We start from the raw sequence: 17,820 nt of genomic DNA, 5'->3' as shown, positions 1-17,820 counted from the left end.
ATGGGGATGGTTTATGATAGAATAGCTACTAGCATATAAACTATCGTGATTGAAAAAGGGGATAGTAACCATGAGAGTAAAAAAGGCAATCATCCCGGCTGCCGGGCTTGGGACTCGTTTTTTACCTGCTACGAAGGCACAGCCGAAAGAAATGCTGCCAATCGTCGATAAACCGACCATCCAGTATATCGTAGAAGAAGCGGTCCAGTCAGGCATCGAAGATATTATCATCATATCCGGCCGCGGTAAACGTGCCATTGAGGATCATTTTGATACTTCCTATGAATTGGAAGAAAAACTCACTCAAAAAGGAAAGACAGACATGCTGGAAATGGTCCAGTCGATTTCCAGTCTGGCCAATATCCATTACATCCGACAAAAAGAACCAAAAGGGCTCGGTCATGCCATCAGTGTCGCTGAGAGCTTTGTGGGCAATGAGCCATTTGCCGTCCTGTTAGGGGACGATATTGTGGAGGCGGAGGAGCCATGCCTGAAGCAGCTGATTGATGTCTATGATCAGTACGGTCACTCTGTGGTCGGCGTTCAGGATGTCCCTTGGGAAAATGTCTCGAAATATGGCATCATTAACCCATCTGATAAAAATGGCTACCCAGAAGCCGTACAGGAAACTGAATCATTGGTAGAAAAACCACCGGTCGATAAAGCACCTTCCAACCTGGCCATCATGGGCCGTTACGTGCTGTCGCCGGAAATCTTCGGTATTTTAAAAACACAGGCTCCTGGCAAAGACGGCGAAATCCAGCTGACCGATGCAATTGAAACATTGAATGACCGGGAAAAGGTACTTGCGTACAATTTTACCGGGAAACGATATGACATCGGAGGAAAACTCGGCTTCGTCCAGGCGACGATCGACTTCGCCTTGAACCGGGAAGACTTACATGAAGAAATCAAAGCTTATATGGAAAAGAAGCTGGACAACCTAAGAAACAACTAGGAGTGAAGGACTTATGAAAATAGCAGTAATCGGCACAGGCTATGTCGGCCTGGTCACCGGTGTCTGCCTGGCGGAGCTTGGCCATCATGTCACCTGCATCGACGTTGATGAACAAAAAGTAGAAAAGCTGAATAGCGGGAAAAGCCCTATCTATGAAGAAAGACTGGAAGAACTTCTTCAGAAGAATCTCCGCAGTGAACAGGTTGATTTTACCACCGATTATGAGCAAGGCCTGAAGGACAAACAGCTTGTCTATCTTGCTGTCGGCACACCACAGGGAGAAGATGGCTCCGCTGATTTGACCTATATTGAAGCGGCGAGCCGTGACATTGCAGAACACCTGGAGAACGACACGGTCATCGTGACCAAGAGTACCGTGCCAGTCGGAACCAATGAGTATATTAAGGAAACGATTGAAGCGAACCTGGTGCATGAGGTACATATAAAAGTTGCCTCGAATCCAGAATTCCTACGTCAGGGTTCTGCTGTTTATGATACTTTTCATGGGGACCGGATCGTGATCGGTTCCGATGATGAAGAAGCCTTAGAACTATTGGAAGCAGTAAATGCCGGGTTCAACCTGCCGATCGTCAAGACGGATTTGCGAAGTGCCGAAATGATCAAGTACGCTTCTAATGCATTTTTGGCAACGAAAATCAGTTTCATTAATGAAATGGCGAACCTTTCGGAGAAGATCGGTGCGAACATTGACCATGTTGCTAAAGGGATGGGAATGGATAAGCGTATCGGGGAAAGCTTCCTGAATGCCGGGATCGGCTTTGGCGGTTCCTGTTTTCCTAAAGATACACGGGCTATTATATCCATCGGCAAGGAGATCGCTTATGACATGCCGATCCTGGAAAATGTGGTGGATGTCAATGAACGTCAGCGCAGCATCATCGTCGATAAACTGCTCAAACGCATCTATGACCTGAAAGGCAAAAATGTAGCTGTCCTTGGCCTATCATTTAAACCGAACACGGACGACATGCGGGAAGCGCCGTCGATCGCCGTAACCGAAAAACTGCTCGAAGAAGGCGCAACTGTTGTAGCCTATGATCCAGTTGCTGTCGACAACGCGAAAAAGGTGCTGCCGGATCAAGTGAACTATGCCGAAACTGCCGAAGAAGCGGTGCAGGATGCTGATGTTGCAATCATTCTTACAGAATGGAAGCAAATCAAAGAATTCCCGCTTTCCGGCTATAAAGAAAGAATGAATAAAGCGCTCTTATTTGACGGACGTAATTGCTTCAACCTCGACCAGGTCAAAAACAGCGGCGTCGAGTACCACTCCATCGGCCGCCCGGTCATTTACGGATAATCACCAATTAGCTAGAAAGCTTGCAGGGAAACTAATATCCTGTGAGCTTTTTTATATTGAAATAAATATCAAATAATTGGAGGGATCCGGGGTGTGTTAAATCACACCCCGGATCCCTCCAATTAATGGGAAAAGTAATTGCTTAATGTTGCTGTTTTGTAATCTTTCCGACAATTTATTTATCAGTTTGGCTATGATATAATGCGTGAAGTATAATGGTGCTTTTTATGTAACGAAAGGCTGAAGCCGAAATGAAAAAGAAGAAAGTTCTGTTTTTTATCTATCAACTAGGTGCGGGCGGTGCAGCGCGCACAATTTTGAATATCATCAACAACATGGACCGGGAAAAATTCACCCCGATTCTTGTCACTTTGGATTATAATGGAAGCTATGAGTCTTACCTGGATCCAGACGTTACGTTCATTAAGCTGGATACGAAGCGGCTGCGTTCCGCTATCATTCCGCTAGCGAAAGTGATCCGCAAAGAAAAGGCAGATATCGTGTTCAGCACGATTCCAAATTATAATACGATTGCAATTCTCGCGACGATCATTTCAGGGACGAAGGCGAAAAATGTTGTACGGGAAGCAGCTTATCTTGGCGGAAGTTTTAAGGCGGATTTTAAACTGAAGCTCTATGGGTTACTTTACCGCCGTGTAGGCAGGGTTATCGCCTTGTCACATGGGGTAAAGGAGAATATCGTGAAACGGTACAATGTACAGCCTGACAAAATAACCGTCATTTACAATCCTGTCGATATTGATACCATCCGTACCATGATGAAAAAAGAAGCTTTGCCAGAAGAACACCAGCCTATTTTTGCAGGAGATGACAAGGTGCTCATTACTGCTGGCAGAATGGTCAATGATAAGGATCATCGGACGCTTTTACGAGCTTTCAAGCAGGTGAACGAGCGTATTGCAGCCAGACTGGTCATCCTGGGCGAAGGAGAACTAGAGCAAGACTTGAAGCAGCTTGCTAACACCCTTGGAGTCGCTGATAAAGTTCACTTCCTTGGTTTCCAGCGCAACCCTTATCTTTATTTCCATCATGCCGATGCCTTTGTTCTTTCTTCTAAAAGAGAAGGATTCGGCCACGTGTTGGCGGAAGCTCTAGCGACAGGGACGCCAATTGTTTCTACAAGCTGCCGCCCTGGAGCGGTCGAGGTACTGAACAATGGAGAATTCGGAGCAATGTGTAAGGTTGGGGACGAAGCAGATATGGCAAAGAAAATCTACGAATTGCTTATATTGGAAGAAAACCAGCGCGCTGAAATAGTCAGAAAAGGCATCGAACGCACGAATGATTTTCATGCGAGAAAAATTGCCGAAGAATACGAAACAATGTTCATCGAAACACTAGAACAATAGGAAACGAACCAACAGAGGATGAGAAGCATGGCGAATCCAAAACAGGTGGTGCACCTTACTACGGTCCACCACCCATATGATCCAAGGATTTTTCATAAGGAATGCAAGTCCCTCCAGCGTGCAGGGTATGACGTTACTTTGATCGCACAGAAAGATGATAATGGTGGACTGGCAGACAAACCGATCCGCCACATTCCCGTGAAAAAATATAATAGTAAGCTGAAACGAATGCTTTTCGGAACCTGGCAGGTTTACCGGAAAGCTAAAAAAATGGACGCGGATGTTTATCACTTCCATGATCCTGAATTGCTGCCGGTCGGCTGGCTGTTGAAGAAAAAAGACAACATCGTCATCTACGACATCCATGAGGACTATATTACGAGCATCCTCCAGAAGGATTATATGAAACCGGCGGTAAAGAAAGCAGTGGCTGCTGTTTATAAGGTGATGGAAAAGATTTTTACCCGTAAGATGGAGCTGTGCCTTGCGGAAAAATATTATAAAGATATTTATCCAACCGGGACGTGTATCCTGAACTACCCGACCGTTAACGAGAAGTTCATCAACCATAAACGTGAAGGGGAAGCAGAAGACAAAGTGATCTACACCGGTAATGTCACAGAGGTACGTGGAGCTTTATTTCATGCCAAACTGCCGGTAATTGATGAATCTTTATCCGTTCACTTTGTCGGTAAATGCCCAAAACCATTAGCCGAGAAAATGTATGAAGTGGCAGGCGATCGCAAAGATCAACTGGTGATTGAAGGAATCGATCGCTTCATCGAAAAAGAAGTGATAGAAGACCGCTACCTCAGTCGCAACTGGCTGGCAGGGGTCGCCCTGTTTCCACCTACGGAACATTACATGAAAAAAGAACTGACCAAGTTCTTTGAGTATATGAATGCAAGACTTCCTGTCATCTGCTCTGACTTCCCGGTATGGAAGGAGTTCATCGAGAAGCATGAATGTGGCATTGCGGTGGATCCATATGATGACGAGGCTATTCGCAATGCTCTCGACTACCTGCGTGCCCACCCGGAAGAAGCGAAGCAAATGGGCGAGAATGGCAAGAAGGCTGTCATGGAGGAATTGGGCTGGCAGACACAAGAACAGAAACTGATCAGCTGGTACCAGCGCCTGTTAGGCGAACAGCCGGCTAAGATGGAAGGTTAGGATAACAATGCAAAACGAACAGACTCCATTAGTTTCCGTCATTACGCCTGCTTATAATGCAGAGCGTTTTATCGGAGAGACAATCCAATCGGTTATCGATCAGACGTTCACGGACTGGGAAATGGTCATTGTCGATGATCGGTCACAGGATCGGACGGTCGAAATTGTTGAAGAATACCGAAGAAAAGACCCGCGTATCCGTCTGGTTGTGCTGGAAGAAAATTCAGGATCGGCGGTGGCACGTAACACGGCGATCCGTGAGGCAGGCGGTCGTTATCTTGCGTTTTTAGATAGTGATGATCTATGGCTTCCGGAAAAGCTGGAGCGTCAGTTGAAGTTTATGCAGGAAACAGGTGTCGCTTTTTCATTCACAAAGTATCGCCGCATGCTGGAGGACGGTACAGAGACAAATGCGACTACAGAAGCACCGGCGACAGTTCACTACGATGCGCTCATGAAGCGCTGTGTCATCGGCTGTCTCACCGTAATGCTCGATACGAAAAGAACCGGCAGCGTCGAAATGGTCAACATCCGGACGCGTCAGGATTATGCTCTTTGGCTGGATTTGACTAGGCGTGGGTTTCTGGCTTATGGAATACCGGAAGTGTTATCGAAATATCGTGTCGTCGATAATTCGATTTCCAGCAACAAGTGGAAGGCAGCCAAACAGAATTGGCGCGTCTTCCGGGAAGTCGAAAAGCAAAGTTTTCCGAAAAGCATCTGGTATTTTGTTCATTATGCGATATTATCTATTAGAGATGTTATTAAATATCGAATCTCACAATAATTTGGCTGGATAACCTTCCGGCTGTGAAGAAATTGGACGGTGTCAAGAGAAGCTATGAAAACATATTTACAGGAAATGCTTAAACGTAAGGATTTATTGATATATCTTGTGAAATCCGGGTTGAAAGCAGAGCATCGGAACAGCTATCTCGGCTATTTCTGGTGGCTGCTTGATCCGCTATTAAACGTACTCGTTTACTACTTCCTAGTAGTTGTTATTCTCGGAAGAGGCGGGGAGAATTACCCGTTGTTCCTTGTGATCGGGCTGGTAGCATGGCGTGCGATAAGTGCCACGATCAATACTTCGGCAAAATCGATCACACGCTACAGTTCTATCATTAATCAAGTCTATTTACCTAAGTCGCTGTTTCCATTGTCATTTACGCTCACGCAGCTGTTCAACTTTGCTTTCGGGTTAGTAGTTGTAGCTGCTTTCCTTGCTATCTATGGTGTTATGCCAGGCTGGCAGGTCGTTTATCTGCCATTGATTGTTCTGGTACAGACGGTTTTCCTTTTAGGAGTTGGAATGATTCTTGGCTATATGACTGTATTCGTTCGGGATATTGATAATCTGTTATCCTACGTTATTCGGATATTTTTCTATGCCTCCCCGATTATTTGGGAGGGTGGAAGACTGCCGCCGGAGTACAGCTGGGCAGTGGATTTCAATCCCATCGCCATCATTGTCGAGTCCTATCGTGCTGTCTTGATGCATCAAAACAATCCTGCATTCACGGGACTGCTGGTTATTTTCGTACTGTCGGTAGCTGCCATTATCTTCATGGTCCGCTACTACAGCAATAACGAACATAAAATCATCAAGGCATTGTAAGACGATTCGCTTTTCTGGTGTTTAAACAGGAATGCAAACTTGAATAAAAAGAGGGTTTTTCAATTGTCTATCAATAAAGACAACACGCAGGAAAAAGTTATAAAGGCAAAAAATGTCGGAGTTTCTTTCTTTGGCGGAAACTACAAGGATGACTATAAATCCCGAGTGCTCCGTTTTTTCAAAGAAGGACGAAGCAATAAAAAAGATAAGTTGGTCTGGCCGCTGACGGATATCGATTTTGAAGGTGTGCAGGGGGAAATCCTTGGCATTATCGGATCGAACGGCGCGGGCAAAACCACGCTTAGTAAAATTATTGCGGGCATCCTTCAGGAAGACAAAGGGGAAATGGAGGTAGACGGCAAGGTCACCGCCTTGTTCTCATTTGGCATGGGCTTTAATAAAGAGCTGACCGGCGAAGAGAACGTCTTCTTGAATGGGATGATGCTCGGCATTGATAAAAAAATGATTGAGAAATATATTAGTGACATCCATGAATTCTCAGATCTTGGCGAATTTTTCTATCAGCCGATGAAATATTACTCCAGTGGAATGAAGGCGAGACTAGGATTCAGTGTTGCTGCCCACCTGCAGCCGGAGATACTTATTCTTGATGAAGCATTGAATACCGGAGATGCGAAATTCAGTAAAAAAGCGGCTGCTAAGATGAAGGAGCTCGTACAGCAGGCGAAGATGGTTATCATCGTTACCCATAGTCTTAACTATGCCCGGCGCAACTGTGACCGGCTTATGTGGATCGATGGCGGAGAAGTACGGGAAATCGGTGATCCAGCGGAAGTAGTAGAAAACTATAAAGCTTCTGTACCCCCGCGACCACCAAGAAGAAAACGTAACCTGCAGCTGGAAAAGACGGAAACGGATGTTACGGATAAAGCGATTATTAAGGCAGAAAACCTCGGCGTACGGTTCAAGCTAAGTAATAAAGACTTCTGGGCATTAAAAAATGTAAGCTTTGAAATCAAAGAAGGAGAAGTCGTGGGAATCATCGGTCATAATGGAGCAGGGAAGAGTACCTTATGCAAAGTTCTGACGAAAATTCTCGCACCAGATGAAGGTTCAATCGAACTTCATGGGGAGACTTCAGCTTTACTTGGCTACGGTACAGGATTCAACGCGCATTTAAGCGGTGCCGATAATATCTATTTGAACGCTATGCTGCTTGGCATTCCGAAAAAACGTGTCGATGAGAAATATGACGAAATCGTGGAATTTTCAGGGTTAGGAAAGAAAATCCACAAGCCGGTCAAAGACCTGTCGAGTGGTATGAAAGCCCGGCTCGGCTTCAGCATCGCAGCGATTTTAAAGCCGGATATTTTCATTATTGACGAAGCATTGTCGACAGGTGATATGGCATTCAAACAGAAAGCGAGCGAACGGATCCAGGAAATGATGGAACGTGCCAAGGCCGTCATCATCGTTTCGCACAGCTTGACGTTCATTGAACAGATTTGTACGAGAGGAATCTGGATGGAAAAAGGACAGGTGAAATTCGACGGCAGTGCCGAAGAAGCAGTGGCTAAATACCGCGAATCCCAAGGCGTCCAAAAGAAAGTACGTAAGAAGAGAAGGAACGTCAAAGGTAACAAGGCTGCTAATGCTAAGAATGGAAAAAGCGTCAAAACATCGAAGCAGGCAAAAGATACGACGAAAACGGTCAATAAAACGAACGACCAGCCGAAAGATAAAACGACGAACACTACAGAAGCAGATCAAAAATCATAAACAGGGATCAGGTGGTGACTCGATATGTTACGTCTTCTGAAAAAAGTGGTAGCCGGCCCGATGGACTGGCTGTTGTACACAGTATTAAACGAAAAGCAGCGGAAAAAGCTTGGTGACCTTCTTTCACAGGAACAAAAGCAGCGAGTGAAAGAAATTCTTCATGGCAAGAAGTTTCTCCAAAGAAAGAAATTACGGCAGTTGAAGCACCACCTGTATAACCTTGGTTTCACCGAACGTGCTTTGGAAGAATTAGAAAGTTTCTACAGGGAAGTGAAAGGTGACGATATCAAACGGCTTGTCGCTTGGGAATTAGTGCTCTGGAATGCGAATAAGTACTCCAAAGAAGGAGCAGAAAAAGCGTTGGAATATCTTCCCGCTGCGGCTCGTATGGAATCCAACCCCGATCACCTTAGAAGAATTGCGATTATTAAGGCAGAATGCCATGACATATTGGGAAATCAGAATCAAGGCCAAATAACGATTAAAGAAATGCTGGCAAACCAGAAGCATCCTGACCTTTATTTAGCAATGGCAAATTTAGAAGATAACATAGAGGATAGGCTGAAGTGGATGAATAAGGCGATGGAAGCCTATCAGCTGCAGCCTATTTCGTTTGCTTCTAAACAGAAACCCGAGTATGACGACCTTACAACCATAGCAAGTGAGAAGAAAATCACCGATGGTCCGTTGATCTCCGTCATTCTTCCAGCTTTCAAAGCGGAGGATGGTATTCAGACAGCCATCGAATCGATTCTTTCGCAAACGTGGCAAAATGTCGAGCTGCTAGTTGTAGAGGATTGCAGTCCCGATGATACCCGTAAAGTGGTCGAGGAGTACGTCGCTAAAGACAAGCGGGTAAAACTGCTTTCTACTCCTCAGAACAGTGGACCTTATGTAGCACGCAATATCGCTCTCCAAGCTGCTAAGGGAGAGTTTGTTACGATTAATGATTCAGATGACTGGTCTCATGAGCAGAAGATCGAGAAGCAGGTCAGCCATTTGATCGAGAATCCCGACATAATCGCGAACACGTCTGGCCACGCCCGGTTGACCGAAGACTTGAAATTGTACCGCCGCGGGACTCCAGGTAAATATATTTTTCCGAACATGTCTTCCATCATGTTCCGGCGTGAACCAGTGATGGAGAAAGTCGGTTATTGGGATAGTGTGAGATTTGCTGCAGATGGAGAGTTCAAGCGGAGACTGGTTAAAACTTTTGGCAAGGAGAAGTACGTTGACCTTGAAACCGGCCCATTATCCTTGCCAAGGCAGTCTGTTTCCTCTCTTACTGGAAGTTCTGCTTTTGGTTATAACGGGTTTTTCATGGGAGTAAGAAAAGAATACGTCGAAAGCCTGGAGCATCATCACCGTCAGGCAGACAGCTTGTATTACCCGTATCCCCAAATGACACGCCCGTTCCCGGTCCCGGAACCGATGTGGCCGGAGCGTGAGGAGAAGCAGGACGGCAAACGTCATTTCGAGAAAGTCATAGCAGCCGATTTCCGGGTCATGCCGGAAAAGAAGCTGAAGCTAATCAAAGAATTGGTTGCACGCGCCGATAAGCGTATTGGATTAGTGCAGATGTATGGGTACGATCTCAGCATAACGAAACCAATCCACGAAAAAGTCAGAGACCTGCTTGATGGTGAAAAAGTACACATGCTTGTCTATGGTGAAAAAATTGTAACGAATAAAATGTATATTTTAGACTCAAGTGTGCTGGAAGATAAGCAAAAATATATCCCAGAAGTAGATGCAAAAGATATAAAAGTAGCCGTTGCGGATCACCATGTGTCAGAAGCAGGTGAGGAAAAACTAAAGCAGGCAAAGCTTCACCTGAACTTATACTTCGGTGAAAATGCAAGCTGGTATGCAAGTGAAAACAGTGTATTTTCCGATGATGTAAAAGAGTTGCTCGGAGAAATTCAACCTGCCAGAGAGCTGCTCGACCAGAGGCGGACCAGCAATGGCTAAAGCTCAGACACGAAGCTATGCAGAAGAGTATGAGCAGCTGCAGCGTCAACTGGCCGAAAAAGAAAAGGAACTGGCAAGCAGTGAGAACAAGCTGAAACAAATAAAAGGCAGCTATTATGCCATGAAAAACAGTAATATTCTCAGGCTGCTTCATAAGGCTAATAAAGTGAAAGTACTCATAAAAGATGTCATACAGGTGCTTCGAGGAAAAAAGAAAGCTCTCACTCTATTTCAGAGAGGTACGAGGCTTCAAACAGGAACGAAGCAAATGGAATCCTATCGTTATTATTTATATGAATTAGGTTTTACCGAACGTGTTTTAGCAGACCTTGAAAAAATATATACAACAACAGGTGACCAGCACATGAAGCGGCTGGCAGCCTTGGAGCTATCCCGCTGGTATGCCAGTAAAAAGACGGAACCAGGTGCAAAGAGGGCATTGGCTTACCTGCCCACAGCCGTCAAGGGAACAAGTGATCCAGACTTGCTCAGACAAGCTGCTATTCTGACAGCAGAAAGTCTGCACCTGCTTAACCATAAGCAAAAATCGAAACAGGTTTTACAAAAGGCTCTTGCATTTTGGGATCATCCAGAACTGCACAAAGCATTGTTATCCCTGGAAGAAGGTAAGGGAAAACAGCAACCCACCCTAATGATTGAAGCGCAAGTACAAGTAGATATAGTGTTTGCCACCGATTTCCGTCTGTCAGAAAATGAGCTGGCAGATACGTTAGAAGAAATTCATATCAACAAAAAGCGAGGGTTAAAAACCGCACTTGTCCAATTGGCAACCTATGATTTTCGCCTGCCAGCAACAATCGATCCTGCGATTCAAAAATTGATTGATGGTGAAGTAGTAGAATTGCTCGACAGTAATAAGCAAATCAATTGCGATTTACTTATCATCAAACACCCACCAGTGCTGGAAGAAAAGCAGGAAATGCTGCCAAGAATCGTAGCCAGGATGGTAAGGGTTGTCATGGATACACCCCCAGGAGATAGCCATCATGGGTATTCACTAAGGCGTTGTTCGCGAAATTTGTTGGAATATGTGGATAAGCAGGCAAGATGGCATCCCAAAAACGAACAAGTGAGAAGGATGTTAACCAATGAGGAAAACAGGGAACTGAAATATATTAAATTGGCAAGCCAGAACTGGCATAGCTCTAACGGGAGCAACTACGAAGCTTTTCTTGATGACTGGCTGGTAAAACCACCGAGGGGAGATGTGAAAGACGATGACCGACAATCATGATCAAGAAAAACAACAAACTTCCCCTCAGGGTGAGGAACAGGCTTACCTTAAACACATGATTCAAGTTGAAGCAGAGGTTGCAAAAAAAGAACAAGAGCTTAAGCAAAACCATAAGGAAATTAAACAATTGCAGCAAAGCAAAGCCTGGAAGTATACAGCTCCGCTTCGTAAAATAAAAGCTCTAGTCAGCAGGATAACAGGAAACAAAGAGGAAGCAGACAAGCATCTCCTTGAGATAGAGCAGGAAACAAAACAAGTACTCCAAAGAGAGTTAGAAGCAACGAAAGAACAGCTGGCGGAAGTTATGCTCGATGATCGCTACATGAAAAGCCATGAAACCCTCAAAGTGGTTAAAGAGCAGAAACAGGAAGGAAAACTCCTGGAATACATTACAAAACTGGTGCAACAAAAACGCCAGCATGAGACAAACTATAATGAAGCGCTGCGATATGCCGCAAGAACGTGGATGAATGATAAACCGGAATACAGGAAGCTGGCTTACCGAGAAATACTAGAGGGCTTTCAAGTCGAAGAAATACCAGAGTTTCTTATCCGGGAAGGACTCACAGATAACCCAATACCGTTGACACCTGCTGCATCCTACCGGGCAAGCCTTAACATGCGAATGAGGAAACTCCAGCTGACCGGGGCGCTCCCGGAGATGCTGCTCGACGAGAAGCAGGCAGCTTATCAATTTATGAAGCAAATGAATGTGCGTGTTCCATGGACGACAGAAGAGACGTATCGATTGAAAGATATCCCTGAAAAAACCGGAATCGTTATCAAACCTGCCAATGGTGCCGGTTCACGCGGTGTATATCTGGTATATGCATTGGATGATATAATCGATGTGAAGCGATTGAAAAAACTCGAACGCTGGGGCAAGTTGAAAGAAACGATGCAAAAGGACCTCCAGTCCGGCATGGTAGAAGCAGACAGCTGGTACATGGAAGAGCTCATTTTAGAAAATAAAGAGAAGAAGACTCCAGCCAGCGACATCAAGTTCTATTGCTTTTATGGCAAGGTCGGACTTATCCTGGAAATTATCCGCTACCCCGAATTGAAATATTGCTGGTGGACAGCAGATGGCGAGAGAGTGAAGACAGGCAAATATGAGGACGATCCTTATAAAGGAAAAGGCGTAACAGTAGCTGAAATAGAGCTTGCTGCAGAAATCAGCACAGAGATTCCAGCGCCTTTCATCCGAATCGATTTTCTGAAATCGGAAGAAGGGCTGGTATTTGGGGAATTCACACCGAAACCAGGCAACTACGATGAATTTGACGAGCGAACAGACAGGTGGCTGGGAGATTTGTTCTTAGAAGCGGAATCCCGCCTAACGGAAGATCTCGTTGCCGGTAAAAAGTTCAGTGACTATGAAAAGTTGAAGGAAAATTTGACCCCTTAAAGAATGTATAGAGTTTTAGGAGGAAATCTGATGGACGAGAACAACACAGAATGGCTGCCGCACCTATCCGGTCAAATCGTAGCAGCTGCTCACGGCAACCTGTTGGATGCTTATGCCGTATCGCTGGAAGGTTGGCGGAGAGGACTTAAATTAAGATGGCATGTCAAAGATTCAGAGAAGTTCAAGGAAATGAGGACGTGGTTTGTTGACAAGCCCGGACAACTGTTTTCCTTGAGTTCCGGTGAGAAAACACATTACTTCTTCCGAACTCGAGGAGACCTTGTTTCCAATGAAGCAGTGGATATCGGCAGGGATAAAGAAAAGACAAAACAGGTACTGAAAGAGTATGGTGTCCCCGTACCTGAAGGAAAGCAGTTTACGGAAGACGTAGATAACGAAAAAATCATAGCGTTTGCCAATAAAATCGGCTATCCTGTTGTCTTAAAACCGACGGATGGCAGCTTCGGACGTGGTGTCATTTCCAATATCACCAGCGAAGGAGAACTGCGCTACTCCCTGGAGTATGTTCGAAATGAGCTCGACTATCCAGACGTTATCGTCGAACATTACATTCCCGGACCGGAATATCGGCTATACGTGGTAGGGGGTGAAGTAGTAGGTGCCATGAATCGTATCCCGCCTAATGTAATGGGTGATGGTGTCAATGATATCAAGGCACTGATCGAGATGAAAAATGAAGAGCGCGGCCTCAATCCGAGGCTTGTCAGCTGTCCGATTGAAATGAACCAGGATGTTATCGAATATATGGGCCGCAAAGGATATTCCGCGGACATGGTCCCTGAAAAAGGTGAGCAAATTTTTCTGAGTGATAAAAGCAACATATCTCTTGGTGGAGATCCGGTCGATGTGTTAGATGAACTGCACCCGGATATCAAAGCAATTGCGGTCAATGCAATCAAGGCTGTTCCTGGACTGGTTCATGGAGCAGTCGATCTCATTAAGCCTGAAGGTGACGAGAATACTGGATATGTCATCGAATTGAACCCTACTGCCCAAATTGGAGGGCTTCTTTATCCAATGAAGGGTAAACCGAGGGATATCCCAGCTGCAATTATGGACTACTATTTTCCGGAAACGAAGGGTATAGAACTGAACAAGACCAAGACTTATTTCGATTTTCAGGATGTTCTCGATCCACTACAAGCACAAGACGCAGTTGCAGTTACGGTCACCCCATCTCCTAAGGAAGAAATTTTTGCGAAGAAGTATATCGTCAGTGGGGATGTGCAGGATATTGGCTACCACCGCGGATTACGGAAGCAAGCCTTTGAACGCGAATTGCATGGGTTTGTTATGAATCGGGACGATGGAGATATCGAAATCGTGGTGGCAGGAACAGATCCTGAAATGGTAGATGACTTCAAAAATGGAATCTGGGAAGACGAAGAGAGAGCCCAGGTGATTGAAATTCAGGAAGAGCCTTTTTATGAGCCGATCAAAGTAGGGTTTGAAATAAAAGCCGATCTGAAAACACAAATTGAAGAACTGAAGGCATTCAGACAGGAGCTGGAAGTGACAGAACACGCCATGAAGAAAGCAGAACTCCAGCGAAGGAAATTCCATAAGAGCCTTTCCTGGAAAGCAACAAAACCGATCCGGTTGGCAGGAGCAGTCGTCAAGAAGATCAAATCATAACAGCAACCATCTGTAAGGTACGGTTTTAGGAGGAATAGAAAATGAGTGAGCAGCAGGGAATCAGTCTTCCCCAACTTACCAATGATATTGTCAAAAATGCGAGAAAAACCAGGTTGGATGCTTTTGCAGTAGCCTTGGAAGGATGGCGAAGAGGCCTGAAGCTGAAGTGGTACACAAAAGACTCGGAGCACTTTCAAGATATGATTATCTTCGGTGTCAATCCGCCGGGAAGGCTTTTTTCCCTCAGTTCTGAAGAAAGAACCCATTATTTCTTCCGAACACGGGGAGATATTGTTGCTAATGAGGCAGTAGAAGTAGCATCGGAGAAAGATGATACCAAGGTCGTCCTTGATAAAGCTGGCGTGCCTGTACCTAAAGGGAAAGGCTTTGATCCGGATGCAACCGATGAAGAAATCATCGCCTATAGTAAAACGATTGATTACCCCCTTGTGTTGAAGCCGACGAACGCCAGCCTTGGGAACGGGGTTGTCACCAATATCAATAGTGATGAAGAATTTTTGAAAGCGATGCAGTATGTACGCCACGAGCTAGGGTATGACGAGGTAATTGTTGAACAGCATGTCGAAGGAGAAGAATATCGAGTCTACGTGGTAGGAGACGAAGTGATTGCTGCTTATAATCGTAAGCCAGCTAACATTGTTGGTGATGGGGAACATACCATCGAAGAACTGATCGATTTGAAGAACAGGGAGCGGAAGAAGAATGCCAGGTTGAACAGCTGCCTGATCCACATGGATACAGAAATCCTGGAGTACATTCAATCCGCCGGCTACACGCTTGACAGTGTTCCGAAAAAAGGGGAACAAATTTACTTGAGGCAGAAAACGAACGTCTCATCCGGTGGCGATCCGATCGATGTCACCGATACGATGTCGAAGGAAATGAAACAAATTGCGATTGATGCCCTCAAAGCTGTTCCTGGTCTGGATCATGGCGGTGTCGATATCATTGCTAATGAAAACCGGTCGATGGACGTCGCGGGTGTTGTCATTGAATTGAACCCGACTGCCCAAATTGGCGGGGCGCTGTTCCCATTGAAAGGAAAAGCGCGTGATATCCCTGCAGCTATCATTGATTATTATTTTCCAGAGACAAAGGGAATGGACACCAGAAAATCCAAAGTCTACTTTGATTTAATTAATATTCTTGAACCATTAGAGAACAGGGCAGCGCTCGAAGTAGAAGTGGCCCCTGCTCCGATGGGAAAATTGTATGCCAAGAAGTTCATAGTGTACGGCACGGTGCAACGGCAAAGCTACCATCGCTGGTTAAAGAAACAAGCTATGGATCGTAACCTCCATGGATATGTAAAAAATATGGTGTTTGATGAAATTGAAATCGTAGTTGCTGGTACAGATAGGTCAGCACTTACTGAATTCAAAGAGCTGATCACGCAATATCCACAAAATTCCAAGGTCAATAAAGTAGTGGAAGAAAACCATGAGGACCCCGTTACAGTCGGCTTTGAAATTGCCGAACGATACAATACCAACAACCTGAAATCTGTACAGCACGCTTTGCGAAAGATGGATAAAGATTTGAAATATCTGACGAAACAGAAAAACAGGATTGAAAAAGACAACCAACATATCCTTAACAGCACATCCTGGAAAGCTACAGAACCATTGAGGAAAGTAAAGTCATTGGTAAAAAAGGACGCTTAGTAGGGTAATATCCCCCCGTGTACCTTTGGTTACACGGGGTTATCAATCCTGGCGTTGTAAAAATGAATCGAGGTGGCAACTGAGCCATGAGTGAAAAAAGGGCGAAAAAATTTTATGTTAGTGGAAAGGTACAAAAGGTCGGTTACCGTAAATGGGTGAAAGAGCAAGCGTTGAACCTTGATATCGACGGCTATGTAAAAAATTTAAAGAGTGGCAGAGTGCTAGTGATAGCAGCTGGCACAGACAAAGATCTGGAAGAATTCAAAAACCGATTAAACGAAGGCCCATCGAAAGCGGAGGTTGAAGGGATCAAAGAGGAAGCCTATCCGAAATCAGTGAAGGAAGGCTTCATCATAAAAAAGACGGCTAAATCGCAACAAAGCCAAAAGAAAGGTCCCGTTGCTGATAATACTGACAGCAATATTCAGGTCGGCTTTTTAAGAAACTTTATTCAGCCCCCTTTCATTGCAAAAATGGTTGCTATGGTCTGTGACCATTATGGAATGGAAGTGATTTACTTCCGTCCAAGAGATGTTGATATGGAAAAGAACATAATCAAAGGGAAGAAACTTGTGGATGGCGAGTGGGTACGAGTCAATACAGACATCCCTCCTTTTATTGATATTTCTCCGTTTGTGTTTAAATTTGAAGAGGTGACAAGCTACCTGCGTGATCGCAGCATCTTATCGGATAATGGTCTGAATCGTGTGTCGAAAGCGAAGCTGGAGAGTGCATTGAAGGACGATCCTAACTTCAGCCACTTGCCGATCCCTACTTATATGCCACAAGATATGAGCGAATTGAAAGATATTATCAAAGAACATTCCTCCATCGTAATGAAGCCGGAATATGGCAGAGGCGGAGAGGGGATTTATTTCCTGCGTAAGGATGGCGATAAGTACCATATAGGCCATAATACGGAAGAAGAAGTCTTGTCTGAATCGAATTTTGAGCGGTTTTACGAGGAATCAATCAAAGGTAAAGGATATGTCGTTCAAAAATATATCTCTTCCCGTACATTACAGGGTGACCCATTTGATTGTCGTGTACATGTGGAAAAAAACGGGGAAGGAAAATGGGAAATTGCCCGTAATTATATAAGAATCGGCATTGCTCAGAAAGTCATATCAAATGTAAGACAGGGAGGGGGAGTAGCAGACCCTGTTCCTTTCCTAAAGGCTAACTTCCCTGATCAATGGGAAGAAATTGATGCCAAGTTGACTGAGCTGGCCATGACGCTTCCTTATAAGTTAGAAGAAATCCGTCAGCAGGAGCTGTTGACCCTGGGTTTCGACGTAGGGATTGATAAAAAAGGTGACCTTTACTTGTTTGAAGCAAACTCAGCACCAGCTGCAAGAAAACTAAAAGCAGAGTCCGCCTATTTACGAGCTGGATACTACAAGCATGTGTTAGAAACAAAGGTCCTGAAAGGGAACCTGAAAAAAAGAGAAGTCGCATCCACTATCAGAAACCTGGAATCAAAAAACGAGTCATTACGTAGTGACGTGAAGAAACTGAAGTCTCAAGTGGACAAGCTTAAGAAAGAGAAGGAAAAATATGAAAATGCCAACGAGTATTTAGAAAACAGCTTTTCCTGGAAAGTAACAAAACCATTGCGTGCAATCAGAAAAGGAATTAAAAAGTAATTCAAACGTAAGGCAG

Annotated in this window: 13 protein-coding genes; all 13 read left to right on the top strand. The window is 44.8% G+C overall.

The window, feature by feature from the left end; translation table 11 throughout:
* Positions 1–70: 70 nt before the first annotated feature.
* Positions 71–958, top strand: a complete 888-nt coding sequence (galU, locus tag B9Y67_RS07990; RefSeq protein ID WP_085506207.1) for a UTP--glucose-1-phosphate uridylyltransferase GalU — start codon at positions 71–73, stop codon at positions 956–958.
* A gap of 13 nt (positions 959–971) precedes the next feature.
* Complete coding sequence (locus B9Y67_RS07985; protein ID WP_085506206.1) at positions 972–2,279, top strand: UDP-glucose dehydrogenase family protein; 1,308 nt, start codon at positions 972–974, stop codon at positions 2,277–2,279.
* Between the two features lie 251 nt (positions 2,280–2,530).
* Positions 2,531–3,649: a glycosyltransferase gene (locus tag B9Y67_RS07980; RefSeq protein ID WP_085506205.1), complete on the top strand. Its 1,119-nt coding sequence runs from the start codon at positions 2,531–2,533 to the stop codon at positions 3,647–3,649.
* 27 nt (positions 3,650–3,676) lie between these two features.
* A complete protein-coding gene (locus B9Y67_RS07975; protein WP_085506204.1) occupies positions 3,677–4,822 on the top strand; it encodes a glycosyltransferase in 1,146 nt (381 codons plus the stop codon).
* 7 nt (positions 4,823–4,829) lie between these two features.
* Entirely contained in the window at positions 4,830–5,609 is a 780-nt protein-coding gene (locus tag B9Y67_RS07970) for a glycosyltransferase family 2 protein (RefSeq protein ID WP_085506203.1), read from the top strand.
* 54 nt (positions 5,610–5,663) lie between these two features.
* A complete protein-coding gene (locus B9Y67_RS07965; RefSeq protein WP_085506202.1) occupies positions 5,664–6,440 on the top strand; it encodes an ABC transporter permease in 777 nt (258 codons plus the stop codon).
* 63 nt (positions 6,441–6,503) lie between these two features.
* Complete coding sequence (locus B9Y67_RS07960; RefSeq protein ID WP_139823754.1) at positions 6,504–8,180, top strand: ABC transporter ATP-binding protein; 1,677 nt, start codon at positions 6,504–6,506, stop codon at positions 8,178–8,180.
* Positions 8,181–8,204: 24 nt separating this feature from the next.
* On the top strand, positions 8,205–10,154 hold the full coding sequence (locus B9Y67_RS07955) for a glycosyltransferase family 2 protein (protein WP_085506200.1): 1,950 nt from the start codon (positions 8,205–8,207) through the stop codon (positions 10,152–10,154).
* Positions 10,147–11,409: a hypothetical protein gene (locus tag B9Y67_RS07950; protein ID WP_085506199.1), complete on the top strand. Its 1,263-nt coding sequence runs from the start codon at positions 10,147–10,149 to the stop codon at positions 11,407–11,409. Before B9Y67_RS07955 ends, B9Y67_RS07950 begins: the two co-directional genes overlap by 8 nt.
* On the top strand, positions 11,393–12,817 hold the full coding sequence (locus B9Y67_RS07945; protein ID WP_085506198.1) for an ATP-grasp fold amidoligase family protein: 1,425 nt from the start codon (positions 11,393–11,395) through the stop codon (positions 12,815–12,817). The genes B9Y67_RS07950 and B9Y67_RS07945 overlap by 17 nt, the downstream gene beginning before the upstream one ends.
* Positions 12,818–12,847: 30 nt before the next feature.
* Entirely contained in the window at positions 12,848–14,473 is a 1,626-nt protein-coding gene (locus B9Y67_RS07940) for an acylphosphatase (protein WP_085506197.1), read from the top strand.
* A 41-nt stretch (positions 14,474–14,514) separates the two neighbouring features.
* On the top strand, positions 14,515–16,158 hold the full coding sequence (locus B9Y67_RS07935) for an acylphosphatase (RefSeq protein ID WP_085506196.1): 1,644 nt from the start codon (positions 14,515–14,517) through the stop codon (positions 16,156–16,158).
* Positions 16,159–16,244: 86 nt separating this feature from the next.
* A complete protein-coding gene (locus tag B9Y67_RS07930) occupies positions 16,245–17,804 on the top strand; it encodes a YheC/YheD family protein (protein ID WP_085506195.1) in 1,560 nt (519 codons plus the stop codon).
* The last annotated feature ends 16 nt before the right edge of the window (positions 17,805–17,820 follow it).

Source organism: Thalassobacillus devorans (genome assembly GCF_900176565.1).
In the GTDB taxonomy this organism is placed as follows: Bacteria; Bacillota; Bacilli; order Bacillales; family Halobacillaceae; genus Thalassobacillus; species Thalassobacillus devorans_A.
Note: the sequence above shows the minus strand (reverse complement) of the source record. Positions and strands in the feature narration are given on the sequence as shown.